This is a genomic window from Occallatibacter sp. FHG110214_02 (assembly GCF_059115385.1).
In genome coordinates this window covers 16,122-28,891 of the sequence record NZ_JBZYWK010000020.1, presented here as the reverse complement: position 1 = coordinate 28,891, position 12,770 = coordinate 16,122, and the positions used below count along the sequence as shown (strand labels likewise).

The following is a 12,770-nucleotide window of genomic DNA, read 5'->3' as shown; positions in this document are numbered from 1 at the left end:
AAGAAAAATACTGCCGTTGAAAAAGTTAAGCCTTGCGGCCAGGGCGGAACTTGATTGCGTAGAAAAGCCCGAGCAGAAGCATCAGCCCGCCCCACCATAAGGGCGCGTGCATCTCCTTGAGCACCACGTTGGCGAGTTGGCCGGTGACTACCTCAAAGATTCCGTAGCCGGTAATGAGCACGCCATAAACCGTTAGCAAAACTCCTATGAAGAACCAGATGGAAATATGCCCCGAGTGCATGTGCGTTCTTCTCCTTACCAGAAATAAATGTTGAGCGCCAGGAAGAGCACTACTGCAATGGCAGTCCAGAACCACTCGTTTTTGTAGAACGGCACCGGCTCTTCCTCGGGCAGCTTGGTTGCTCCGTAGACCACGCCGTTGAGCTCTTCAATCGGCTTGGGCTTGGTGAACAGGCTGACCACGACGTTGACGCCCATTGAAACGATTACGCTCCACAGGGCGCGGTACATATCTTCGGCCATAGCTTTGGCGTCCGGCGAAAGCGCCACGAACTGCAGCGCCGACGGCACCAGCTTGACCCATGCCCACAGGCCTACGGAGGTTAGCGTGCCCAGCAGCAGGCCCCAGAATCCGCCTTCTTTTGTTGCGCGCTTCCAGAACATGCCCACCAGCACTACGCCCAGCAGCGGAGAGATGAAGAAGCTGAACAGTGCCTGCACATAGTCCATGATGCCCGCCGCACCCATTACCAGGTATGCCGTGCCGATGGAGATAATCACGCCGAGAATCGTTGCCCAGCGGCCCACCGATACGTAGTGTTCATCACGGGCGGTCTTGTTAAACAACGGCTGGTAAATGTCGTATGTCCATACGGCGGAGAAGGCGCTGACGTTGCCGGCCATACCACTCATGAAGCCTGCGATGAGCGCCGTAATGCCGAGGCCGAGCAGGCCGGGAGCGCAGTAGCGCACCAGCATGAGCGGCAGCACTTCGTTGTAGCTGTACGGGTGCGCGGCGCTGACCTGGTTCTCGCCGACAAGCTGGATCAGGTGGCCACTGGGGTCCTTGAGCACCACCAGGCCAAGCAGGCCGGGCAGGATGACGATGAACGGCACGGCCATCTTGAAGAAGGAGCCGAGCACCGGGGCAAGACGCGCCGAGCGGAGGTTTTGCGCGGCCAGCACGCGCTGGACAACAAGGAAATCAGTCGTCCAGTAACCGAAGCTGATTGCGAAGCCTAGGCCGAAGACAATGCCCGTCCAGTGAATGCCCATTGGGTTGTCGGCGAAGTGGCCCGTCGAGCGCCACATGTGTGTGTAGTCGCCCATTGGGACGAGGCCGCTGTGAATGTTCTGCGTCAGCCGCGCCTGAAAGCCACTCCAGCCGCCGGTTTCGATGATGCCGAGGATGGGGACCAGCAGCGCTCCGCCCCAGATGAGCACGAACTGCAGCACCTCATTGAAGATGGCCGAGCGCAGGCCGCCCAGCGCCACATAGGCCGCGACTGCCAGCGAGGAGATGATGATAGAGAAGTTCAGGTCCCAGCCGAGAATTACCTTCATCACTACAGCCATGGCGAACATGTTTACGCCGCTCATCAGCACCGTCATGAAGGCGAAGGAGATGGCCGCCACGATGCTTGCGCCCTGCCCGTATCGCAGCTTGAGGTAGCCCGGCACGGAGTGCGTTTTGCAGACGTAGTAGAACGGCATCATGACCATGCCGAGGAAGAGGATGGCCGGAACCGCACCGATCCAGTACCAGTGCGCGGCCAGAATTCCGTACTGGTAGGCCGAGCCGGCCCAGCCCATCAGTTCGAGCGACCCAAGGTTTGCGGAGACGAAGCTTAGTCCGGCAATCCACGCTGTCATTTCGCGCCCGGCCATGAAGAACTCTTCGCTCGTGTTCGACTGGCCTTTCAGGTAAAAGCCAATCCAGATGACGATTACGAAGTAAATGGCGATGACAGCGATGTCGAGAGCGCTGAGGTGGGCGAGAGAAGCCGTGTTCAAGGCGAGCAGCCGGCTGGCAGAAATGGGTAGGCCGGCGGCAAGGGCAACCGGAAAAATTCCGAACATGAGTCACCTTACAATGGGGCTGTCCGCCCTTGGTTCTGATGGACGTTCGCCCTCAAGTAAATGGGTTTACTACATGGTTTGTCAAGCTCTGCCGGGCCGGTCCAAAACGGCTGCTGCAGAACGCGTGGACGCGGCGGGAAGTGTATCGTCTGGAGGCTGCGGCACGCCAGAGTTGTTTTAGGGCTGGTACGTCTTTGAAGGTGCGGGTTGTGGGAGGAAAGTGTTCTGTTTTTTTATGCGGAATTTATGCGTCCGTGTGTATGCGCACAGTGGGGTGCTTTTCCAGGCTGTTCGTTTTGTGTGGGTTGCGGGGGACTGCACAGAGACTGTGCAGTTTCTTTATTCCGGAACTGTGCAAAGGCAGAGACAAGGGAAGAGGGACAAGGGACAAGTCGGTTGTGGCTGTTGTTTGCTGCATTGCCTGCTCCTTTCCTTCACAGTCCAGTGTTAAGAGGGGGGACCCTCTTTCGGTCCTTAAAAACAGAACGGCCCGGTTCCTTTGGAACCGGGCCGTTTTTCTGCTACTGATTCTATTGTGGCAGATTTTGCATAATTGAGCGCAAATCTGGTGAGGGTTTTTGCTTAATCGAATCAATGAGTTAGAAAATATTTTCTGATTTGAGGCTTGACAGGGGTTTTCCACAGCGGCAACGGAAGAACTCGGGGTGGGAGAACTGGGCATGTGGGTATCCCACCTTTCTGCAAAAGACGCAGAAGGGTGAGGCACGGAGCATTCTTAAAAAATTGGCGGCTAGAGCCAGACTACGGTGTGGCCGGGGGTGTCGGTGGCGGCGTGGGTGACCAGCTCCGCGCTCAGGTCGAAGCCGTGGCGGGCGTAGTACCAGGCTGCGCCGTGAACTCGCTCCTGCAGGGTGCCGTGGGGGTAGAGAGATTGGATGATGGCTTGTGCGTGACGGCCCAGGGCGGCTTCCTTTTGAAGCTGAAAGTTGGCGGAGAGGCGGCGCAGGCGGTTCATCTGGTAGCGCATTTTGCTGGCGGCAGTGATGGCAGAACGGCCAAGGCCTTCGTCCAGCTTCTGCATCCAGGTGGTAACTTCCGCGAGTTCGGCGTCGAGGGCGTTGCCGGCGGCGGCTAATTTGCGCTTGCCTTCTATCGGCATGGCGCGAGCTCCGAGAAGCTGGGCCAGCGAGTCTTCGGTCTGGGTGAAGACTCGTTCGGGTGTTAGCTCGTGGCGGCGGAGCACGTCTGCGATAGACGGCTCGACAAGCGTAGCCGACCAGCGGGGCTGGAAGGTGGTTACATGGCCGAGAATACGCTCGTAGAGGACGGCGGACTGGGCGAAGTAGGCAATCTCCGCAGGGCCGCCGATGGTGAGCGAGGTTCCGAGAAGGAAGTCCTGGAAGACGGGGCGCAGGAGAGCCGAGGGCGAGATACGGTTGGGCGCAGAGAGCAGGATTCCGACCAGCTCGCTAGTGGAATAACGCTGGCGGCCTGCCTGCCAGACGCCGTTGGGCTCTGAGGCTGACGGAGCAGTGCGCTTGAGGGCCTGACGAGCTCCGGTCTCTTCATCAAGGAGGAAGAGCAGGCTGGAGTCAGGCGCTACGGCGACCTGAACGTGGTAGCCGGCAGCGATAAGGGCGCTGTTGCGCTCGGCCAGGGCTGCGTGCAACTCGTCGGCCTGCTCGATGGCGGCCTGCAGAACGGGAGCTCCCAGCTTGTGAACGGCTGCGGGGGCTGCGTCGAGGACAAGAAGACCCTGCGCGGCGAAGGCTTTGGAGTAGAAGCTGGCGAAGGCCTGCGCAAAGGTGTGGCCGGGCTGGTAGGCGGCGTTGAGAGCTTCGAGCGCGTCAGACCAGCCGAGGAGTTCTCCGGCCTGGTCGAGCAGGGGCAGGATGCTGTCGTCAATAACTACGCTACCTGCCGGGATTGCGTTCTTTGGAACGGCTGAGTAAGTGAGCTTGCGAAGTTCGCGCTGGGCCGGGAAGACGACGTGGTTGATTTCGGCAAAGTCGTGATCTTCACTGGCCAGCCAGAAGATTCCTACATGGGGGCAGCCTGCGGCTGTGGCCGTAGCGGCGCGCGCCAATGCGGTGGCGGCCTTGAAGGGCGTATAGAGCGGACCGCCGAAGAGGCCTACCTGCTGGCCGGTGAGAACGGTGCCTGCTCCCTGCCGCAGGGCCGCGATGGATTGCGTGGCGGCGGGGTTTTGTTCCGCGAGAATGTCTACGATTTGCTGCCAGTGGGCGGGACGGGCGGGAGCATTTTGCCAGTCAGGGTCCGCAGGATAGAAAGGGCGAACTGTGGGGGCGCTGGAACAGAAGTCCTGAAAGATACGGCTGGCACCGGGGGCGACCGTTACGGGATGAGATTCAACTGTGGGCACGGCCGTCACGTTTCGGAGAAGTCCTTTGCAAAATACGGATGAATATAAGGATGCCATGAAAGGGTGGGTAGATGCAGAAAGGCAGGGAACAAGGAAAAGCAAATGCGAAGCAATCTCACCAGGAACGGTCTTGGTCAGGATGGCACCACTGAGAGTGTGCGAGAGATTTTATCGTTCCTTTTGTTCTCCCGGTCCCTTGTTCTCTCGTTCCCTTATACTCGGTGGTGATTGAGTAAATTGGGCTCATCACGAATCCTGCGCAGAGGACTGGACGATACTTATGTCGAAAAAGGATAAGGCTGAGAAGAAGAAAACTGTGAAGAAGGCTGCTGCGAAAGAGACCGCGAAGATTGTTCGGTCTAAGACGGTTTACAAGGGACCGATGTTTCGCGTGACCACGGATACGATTGTGGAGCCGGGACGGGATACGAAACGCGTTCGCGATGTGGTTCGGCATAACGGCAGCGTTGTGATTCTTGGCGTGGATACATCGAAGAGCAAGAAGAATCCGTGGATTGTGATGGAGCGGCAGTATCGCCACGCAGCGAACCAGTTTCTATGGGAGTTGCCGGCGGGCAAGCTGGAAGCGGGAGAAGAGCCGCTGACAGGCGCGCAGCGCGAGATGGAAGAAGAGACCGGCTATCACGCAAAGAAGTGGAAGCTGCTGGTGGATTACTGGCCCAGCCCCGGTTTTCTTGGCGAGAGCATGCAGGTGTTTGTGGCCGAGGGATTGATTGCAGGAGAGGCGCATCCCGAGGCGGATGAGCATATCGAGTTTCGTCTGGTAAAGCTGAATGATGTGCTGAAGAAGATTGATAAGGGCGAGATTGTAGATGGCAAGACGATTGTTGCCGTGTTGCTTTATGCGCGGAAGGTGAAGGGGTAAGAAGCGGGGTACAGGTGCCGGGTACAGGGAAAAGCATACAGCCGCGGTAGCCAATGCAGAGGTGCTAATATGTGCTCTTCCCTGCTCTTGAGGTGTGGCTTTGGTCAGGATGATTTTTCTGCCTAGCCTGTGAAAGTGCTATTCCGCATTTCTTGCTGCTGGCGAGGTGAGGAGCACGTTGTTGCGTGTTGAGCGTGACGTTCTATTACTTATTGTTCGCTCTAAGTATTCGTTATACATCTGCATCTTGTTTTGATTCTGGACATTAGGGTTTGTGTTAAAAGGCGTCCCACTTTTTGACGCTGCCATGTAAATTTTTTCTAAACCTTTGGAGAAGCTGCCTCGTCATACCGAATAAGTGCGGTGGGAGACCCGTTGTTTCTTGTCCTGGCCGCCGCACATCTTACGACGCAAGGAAGGCAACCGCCTGTGGCTCAGTACAAAGGGAAAGTTAAGTGGTTCAATAACGCCAAAGGGTATGGATTCATCGGCCGTGAAGACGGTCCGGATGTCTTTGTGCATTACTCGGCAATCCAGTTGGACGGATATAAGACGCTGAAAGAAGGCGACGATGTTGAGTTCGACATTGTGCAGGGCCAGAAAGGCCCGCAGGCTGACTCGGTCAGTCGCTTGAAGGATGCTGCCGTTCACAGCGCGGCGTAACTCTGGGGAATCGCGCCGCGTGCTGGAAGCCGCCTGAAGGTGGAACAGGTAGAGTGTGCGCGGGCGATTCACACGGATTGAGTTCGGTGATGTGGTGACGGATTCTCTGTGTTGCGTGGGGCGGAAGCTTCCTTGAAAACAAAAACTTAGAGGTTATGGCCTGCAGTTCTTCTGCGGGTGTTGAGTGCTGTCTATCTCATTCGCTATTACTGTGTCTGCCGCGCTTACTATACTGGTCGCGGAGCGAGTGTACGCGATGGATAACTCACAAATGGCGCGGCTGCTGGAGCAGACTGCCGACCTGTTGGAGATTGACGGCGGGGACAGCTTTCGGATTCGCAGCTATCGGCGCGCGGCTGAGGCTGTGGAGCAAACTACTGTCGATTTGAATGAGGCTGCGGGAGATACGGCGCGGCTGCTGGAGACTCCCGGCATTGGCAAGGGCATGGCTACGAATATTCAGGCCATGGCTGCGGATGGCACGCTGCCGCTGCGCGATGAGCTGCTGGCGAAGTATGGGAGTAGCATTCTGGAGTTGATGAAGCTGCCGGGGATGGGTCCGAAGACGGTTGCCCTGTTGTGGAGCGCGGCACAGATTGCGAGTGTGGATGCGCTGGCTGAGGCGATTGATGCGGGGCGCTTGAATGGGCTGCCGCGGATGGGCGCGAAGCAGATTGAAAAGCTGAAGAAAGGCATTGAGGATTACCGGCGGAGTTCGGGGCGTTTTCGGATTGACCAGGCAGATGAGGCGGCGGAGAGGCTGACGAAATACTTGCTGCAGTTCAAGGGGATTGAGCGGATAACTCCAGCGGGCTCGCTGCGGCGTGGAAGAGAGACCGCGGGCGATTTGGATTTGCTGGTGACGGGAACAGCTTGCGAGCCGGAGCATACGGACAAAGCTGTGGATTATGTTGCGGCTTATCCGGAGATTCACGACCTGATTGTGAAGGGCGAGAACAAGGTCAGCTTTCATCTTGAGGATGGAATGCAGGTGGATGTGCGGCTGCTGCCGGGTGAGAGTTATGGCGCGGCCCTGCAGTACTTTACGGGTGGGAGAGCACACAACGTGACGCTGCGGCAGCGTGCGCTGAAGATGGGATACACGCTGAATGAGTGGGCTCTGGCTACGTTGGATGACGGCGCTGTTGTTGCGGCTAAGACAGAAGAAGATATCTATGCGGCGCTGAAGATGAAGTGGATGCCGCCAGAGATGCGCGAAAATCTTGGCGAGATTGAGTTGGCGGCTAAAGGCGATGTTCCTACGCTGATTGAAGAGAAAGATATTCGCGGCAATGTGCATATGCACACTACGGAGAGCGATGGTCGCAACTCAATTGCTGAGATGGCAGAGGCGGGGATTGCAGCGGGGTATGAGTACATCGCGATTACGGACCACTCGAAGAACCTGGCAATGACGAACGGGCTCGACGAGAAGCGTGCGCTGAAGCATATCAAGCGGATTCGCGAGGTGGATGCGGAGTTTGAAGGACGGATTCGCATCTTTACCGGGATTGAAGTAGATATTCTTGGCGACGGCAAGCTTGACCTTGACGACGAAGTGCTGGCGCAGATGGATGTGGTGATTGCCAGCGTTCATACGAAGCTGGAGCAGCCGCGGGAAGAGATGACGGAGCGCGTGCTGCGGGCGATTGAGAATCCGCATGTGAAGATACTGGGCCATCCTACGGGGCGGTTGTTGTTGCGGCGGGAACCGTTTGCGATTGATATTGGCGCGGTGTTGCGGAGGGCTGCGGAGCTGGGTGTGGCTGTAGAGCATAATGCGGCGCCGGAGCGGCTGGATTTGAGCGATCGCGACCTGCGGCTGGCGAAGGAGCTAGGGTGCAAGGTTGTTATCAATACCGATGCGCATGAGACGCGGACGGTGGGCCGGATGAAGTATGGGGTGAAGCAGCTCAGGCGCGCATGGCTGTCAAAAGAAGATGTGTTGAATACGCTGCCGGTGAAGAGGTTTTTAGCGGGGTTGAAGAGGAAGAATTAAACTGGAGGTGTTCCACCCTTGCTCCAGAAAAAAGGCGCAAGGGTGGGGCACGGACTTTATAGCTAAATAGAAAAATAAAAACTTAAGACTGAAACATCTCAGTCTGCGACGCTTTCAATTGCTATGGTAAAAATTCTGCCTGTTGGCGAAGTCCAAACGGGCGTATGATGAGGGCGCTATGAGCCTGTTGCAGCAGAACTCCTTTGAAGAAGTGGATGACGCCGCGAAGGGTGAGGAATTTACTCGCGGCACCAGCCATATTGTGTGGGCTGCGATAATCGCGGCTGTTGTGATTTCGGTAGCCATTGTGGGCTATGCGTATCTGACGCGCGAGATTCCGGCCGCTACTGCCAGCGTGACACATGCGACGGCGCACTTTGTGCATCGGGAAAATTCTGGAACGGATGCGGCTGGGAATCCGATGCCGAAGGATTCCTTTGACCAGGTGCTGGTCTTCTCGCATGTGCAGATTCACAACCAGAGCAAAAATCCGTTGTTTGTGACGCATGTGCTGACGAATCTTGATACTGCAAGCGGGATTGTGTCGAGCTATGCCGCACCGGAGCGGGATTATGAGCGGCTGTTTCAGGCCTACAAAGAGCTTGCTCCTCTGCATGGGAATGCGCTACCGATGGAGGCTACGATTCCGGCAGGGCAGACTGTGGAGGGAGACTTTGTTACGTCCTTCCACATGACGCGTGAGCAGTGGGATGCGCGCAAAGGACTGAACTATACAGTCGGATTTCAGTATCAGCCGAATCTGGTGATTGCGGGGCCGGGCGATATTAAGGCCGAGTGACGAAGGACGAGTGACGAAAATAACCAACTCCAGCAAATCTGCCCCGTGCAGGAGTGTTTTTTCTCGTCCTTCGTCACCCGTCCTTAGTTTTTACATTCCTGATGGCGCGGCAGCGCTCTTCGGCGTGGAGAGATAGCCGGCTATCTGGCTCTTGGAGTTAATCGTGTTGACTACGATTTCGTAGAGGCCGGGTTCTTTGCCGCTGTAGAACTGCAAGGGCTCGTTGACGTTCTTATCCTTCTTCTCATACTTCTTGTCGTCGGAGTAAACAACGAGTGTGAAGCGGCTCTTTTTGAAGTCGGCTTTCTTGAGCTCCAGCGTTACGGTGCCTACGCGCTGCCTGTCGCCTTTGTTGAGGGTGAACTCAAAGTAGTTCCGGTCTCCCTTGTGCTTGAGGATTTCGAGCTCGTCGTGCGTGCGGGCAATGAGGCTCGCATGGTCGCTGAGGTCCCCCTTCATGGATTGCAACTGGGTGATGGCTCCGGCGAGGTCGGTTTGTGTTTTGGCAACGTCGGTTTTCACGCCGCCTACATCGGTTTTGACCGAAGAAACATCTGTCTGCACGGCGCTGACCTGTTGCGCGGTCTGCTTTTGTTCTGTTTCGAGACGCTTGTTGGCCGCCTCTTCCTGCGCGACGATCTGCTGGGCGCGGGTGTCCATCTGGCGCTGCGTAATGCCGAGGGAGTGGCTTAGCTCGTCTGCAGTAACGCGGAGTTTGGCATTGGTTTCGCGAAGCTGCGCGGCAAGCTCTGTGTTTTTGTGAGTGGCGTCTGCAAGTGCGGCCTGCTGGGTAGCGAGCTTGCCGCTGAGAGTGTAGTTCCAGATGAGGCTACCGACGCCGGCAAGAAGAGCAACTGCCAGCGCAACCAGCATAGCCGAGGAATAATCGCGAGGAGCATTGTCCAGTGGATCTGTCATAGCAATCGTTCATTCTCTCCCTGGCGGTTTGTAACCGCCGTGTTATCGATCACACTGCCGTATGAGACGCCGATGGTAGAACAAATGTTTACGTTACCGGCGCAGGCTGGTTTGGGGAGTAGTTTAGTGGAATCTTAGCGGATGGGAAAGGGGTTTGGAGGGACAAGGGACAGAGGGAAAAAGGGACAAGGGGAAAAGCAAAGGCAAACGCAAGAACAAAAACAAAAGCAAGTCCTTTCCTTCGCCTGAGAAATGGCGCGGTCAGGATGGCGCTGTTGCGATGATTCCGGTGCTTGATTGTTCCCTCGTTCCCTTGGTCTCTTGTTCCCTGTTTTCCCTTTTCCCGCATCGTGGGCCAACGTTTCGTGACAAGCGTTGAACCGTTCCGCTATAAAGAATTTGCTCCATTTACTCCGCAACCCTGGCGCTTATGCTCGTACGCCTCCGCCGCGGCACTGAAAATTTTTATCCCAAACTCGAAATCAGGAGTTCAAACGATATGTCTACTGCTGTCGCCGGAAAGGGTCTGGAAGGCATTGTTGCCGCTAACTCAGGAATCTGCTGGATTGATGGAGAAGCCGGCGTCCTGGCGTATCGTGGCATTGATATTCATGAGCTTGCGGAGAGCTCGACCTTTGAAGAGACCACTTTCCTGCTGTGGAACGGGCGGCTGCCGAATGCTGCCGAATTGAAGGATTTTTCCGCGAAGCTGGCCGAGGCGCGCGAGATTGACCCAAAGATTATTGACCTGCTGAAGAGCCTGCCGGCGAATGGAACGCCGATGGAGGTTCTGCGCACGGCAGTTTCCGCGCTGAGCTTTTATGACGCGGACGAAAAAGACAATACGCACGATGCGAATGTGCGCAAGGCATTCCGGCTGACGGCGCAGATTCCGATGATTGTGGCGATTTATGACCGCATCCGCAAGGGGAAAGAGATTATTGCGGCGGATAAGTCGCTGACGCATGCGGCGAATTTTCTTTGGATGCTGAATGGCGTGAAGCCGAGCGAGACAGCTACGCGAACCCTGGACATTGCGCTGATTCTGCATGCCGACCATGAGCTGAATGCTTCCACATTTGCTGCTCGCGTAATTGCGGCAACGCTCTCTGATATTCACTCCGCGACGACCGGCGCGATTGGCGCGCTGAAGGGGCCGCTGCATGGCGGCGCGAATGAAGCGGTAATGCGCCTGTTGCAGAAGATTGATGCCGAGGGCGCAGACCCGGTGGAGTATGTGAAGGCCATGCTGGCGGCGAAGCAGAAGGTTTCAGGCTTTGGGCATCGCGTGTACAAGACGGAAGACCCGCGTGCGACGCACCTGCGCCGCATGAGCGAACAGCTTGGCAAGGACGCAGGCAACTCGAAGTGGTTTGATATGTCGCGGGCGATTGAGCTGTATATCAACCGCGAGAAGAAGCTGAATGCGAATGTGGATTTTTATTCGGCTTCCACGTACACCACGCTTGGAATTGACATCGACCTGTTTACGCCGATCTTTGCAGTGAGCCGCATTGCCGGCTGGGCGGCGCATGTGATTGAGCAACTGGATGACAACCGGCTGATTCGTCCGCGGGCGGAGTATGTGGGGCCGGAATATCCGACGCATTGGGTATCTATCGCGGAGCGATAGAAGCAGGTTTCAGAAAAGCGGCGGCATCCTTTTGGGTGCTGCCGTTTTGTTTTGTGTGGATTTTCGTGGCTTGCCAGGGGGTTCTCGTGTAGTCTGGTTTTCCCTTCGGCGGGAAAGCTAAACAAGGAGACTGCACATGATTCTGGGATTAAGCACGGGGCTCTTTACCGGGATACATGTAGTGCTGAGCCTGATTGGAATTCTTTCCGGGTTCCTGGTTCTCTTTTTACTGATTGGCAAAAAGCAGCACACAATCTGGACGCCGGTCTTCTTTATCTCAAACATCCTGACGGACGTGACGGGATTCCTGTTTCCGTTCAAGGGAATTACGCCGGGAATTATTATCGGCGTGCTCTCGCTGATTGCGCTGCTGATTGCAATTGCGGTAAGCGGCAGCAGGACGAAGCGCGGGTTGTTTTTGACCGCCGTAGCCGTGGCGCTGGAACTGAATGTCTTTGTGCTGGTCGTGCAGTCATTTCAGAAGGTGGATTTTCTCAGCAAGATTGCGCCTACACAGAGTTCGCCCGTGTTTTGGATTGCGCAGGCTGTGGGGTTGGGAATTGTAATTCTGCTGGCGGTTACAGCCTGGGGGCGGTTTCGGAAGGCTTAAAGGCAGGGAGCAGGGTGTAGGGGGCAGGGTTTTAGATAAACGACAAAAGCTATAGAAGACTTATAGATATCCCACCCGCCCGCAAAAGCGCGGGCGAATGGGGCACCCAGTTTTCGCCATTCTCCCTTGCTCCTACTTCCCTGCTTCCTGCTTTTCTTTCCACATCTTGTACATTCCCCAGGCGGACAGGGTGCAGTTGTCGCGAATCGTGCCGTCCAGCATCTTCTGCTCGAACTCTTCGATGGGCATGGAGAGGACTACGAGGTCGTGCTCTTCTTCGTCGGGGTCTTTCTCGGCGGCCGTCAGGCCGGTGGCGATGAAGACGTGGTGCTTCTGGCGCGTGAAGCCATAGGCAATCCAGAGATAGCCGAGGTAGGTCATGTGCTCAGCGTTCAGGCCCAGTTCCTCTTTTAATTCGCCGCGGGCCAGCTCTTCGGGGTTGTCAATTTCCATCTCCCAACCGCCTTGCGGCAGCTCTATGGCCCGCTCCTGGATGGTGTAGCGGTATTGCTCGACTAGCCAGACGCGGGCCGGGTTGGAGGACGTGTCGATGGGCACAATGATGGCGCCGTCGTCCTTGTCCACCACGCCATAGATGCCTTTTTTGCCATTCGAGCGCAGGATGTCGTCTTCGCGGACACGCATCCAGTGGTTGCGATAGACCTCGCGCGAAGCAAGGGTGATGATAGAGGGGGGAGTTTTGACCTTGTCGCTCACAACAACAGGGTACAGGGGACAGGGTGCAGGGTACAGCAAAAGCGCGCTCGGGTAGTAACTAATTGTTACTCCTTACGCTTTCGCGTCCTTCCCTGATATTGAGCCTAAATGCAAAACGGGAAGAAACCCGAAGGCTTCTTCCCGTTCTTTACTGCTTGTGC

11 protein-coding genes are annotated in these 12,770 nt (G+C 56.4%); 6 read left to right on the top strand and 5 right to left on the bottom strand.

Features of this window, described 5'->3' with window-relative positions:
* Window positions 1-25 precede the first annotated feature (25 nt).
* The 3 genes from AC5S3R_RS15950 to bshC all read right to left on the bottom strand — a co-directional run bounded on the left by AC5S3R_RS15950 (window position 26) and on the right by bshC (window position 4,384).
* A complete protein-coding gene (locus AC5S3R_RS15950; RefSeq protein WP_494268146.1) occupies window positions 26-241 on the bottom strand; it encodes a hypothetical protein in 216 nt (71 codons plus the stop codon).
* 14 nt (window positions 242-255) lie between these two features.
* Window positions 256-2,040: a sodium:solute symporter family protein gene (locus tag AC5S3R_RS15945; protein WP_494268145.1), complete on the bottom strand. Its 1,785-nt coding sequence runs from the start codon at window positions 2,038-2,040 to the stop codon at window positions 256-258.
* A gap of 751 nt (window positions 2,041-2,791) precedes the next feature.
* Window positions 2,792-4,384: a bacillithiol biosynthesis cysteine-adding enzyme BshC gene (gene bshC / locus AC5S3R_RS15940; protein ID WP_494268144.1), complete on the bottom strand. Its 1,593-nt coding sequence runs from the start codon at window positions 4,382-4,384 to the stop codon at window positions 2,792-2,794.
* 280 nt (window positions 4,385-4,664) lie between these two features.
* On the opposite strand from bshC, the gene AC5S3R_RS15935 reads away from it, so the two are divergent.
* From AC5S3R_RS15935 to AC5S3R_RS15920, 4 genes are all read left to right on the top strand, one after another.
* Window positions 4,665-5,270, top strand: a complete 606-nt coding sequence (locus tag AC5S3R_RS15935; RefSeq protein ID WP_494268143.1) for an NUDIX hydrolase — start codon at window positions 4,665-4,667, stop codon at window positions 5,268-5,270.
* Window positions 5,271-5,699: 429 nt separating this feature from the next.
* The gene (locus AC5S3R_RS15930) at window positions 5,700-5,933 is read left to right on the top strand and encodes a cold shock domain-containing protein (protein ID WP_494268142.1); all 234 of its coding nucleotides are present in this window, start codon (window positions 5,700-5,702) and stop codon (window positions 5,931-5,933) included.
* A 256-nt stretch (window positions 5,934-6,189) separates the two neighbouring features.
* Window positions 6,190-7,932, top strand: a complete 1,743-nt coding sequence (gene polX, locus AC5S3R_RS15925; protein ID WP_494268141.1) for a DNA polymerase/3'-5' exonuclease PolX — start codon at window positions 6,190-6,192, stop codon at window positions 7,930-7,932.
* Window positions 7,933-8,110: 178 nt separating this feature from the next.
* On the top strand, window positions 8,111-8,731 hold the full coding sequence (locus tag AC5S3R_RS15920; protein ID WP_494268140.1) for a hypothetical protein: 621 nt from the start codon (window positions 8,111-8,113) through the stop codon (window positions 8,729-8,731).
* A 90-nt stretch (window positions 8,732-8,821) separates the two neighbouring features.
* On the opposite strand, the gene AC5S3R_RS15915 is transcribed toward AC5S3R_RS15920, so the two are convergent.
* Window positions 8,822-9,649 (bottom strand): hypothetical protein, encoded by an 828-nt coding sequence (locus AC5S3R_RS15915; RefSeq protein WP_494268139.1) that lies wholly within the window; start codon window positions 9,647-9,649, stop codon window positions 8,822-8,824.
* A gap of 499 nt (window positions 9,650-10,148) precedes the next feature.
* On the opposite strand from AC5S3R_RS15915, the gene AC5S3R_RS15910 reads away from it, so the two are divergent.
* Window positions 10,149-11,282 (top strand): citrate synthase, encoded by a 1,134-nt coding sequence (locus tag AC5S3R_RS15910; protein ID WP_494268138.1) that lies wholly within the window; start codon window positions 10,149-10,151, stop codon window positions 11,280-11,282.
* Between the two features lie 136 nt (window positions 11,283-11,418).
* On the top strand, window positions 11,419-11,892 hold the full coding sequence (locus AC5S3R_RS15905; protein ID WP_494268137.1) for a hypothetical protein: 474 nt from the start codon (window positions 11,419-11,421) through the stop codon (window positions 11,890-11,892).
* Window positions 11,893-12,024: 132 nt separating this feature from the next.
* On the opposite strand, the gene AC5S3R_RS15900 is transcribed toward AC5S3R_RS15905, so the two are convergent.
* A complete protein-coding gene (locus AC5S3R_RS15900; RefSeq protein ID WP_494268136.1) occupies window positions 12,025-12,609 on the bottom strand; it encodes an NUDIX domain-containing protein in 585 nt (194 codons plus the stop codon).
* Window positions 12,610-12,770: the final 161 nt, after the last annotated feature.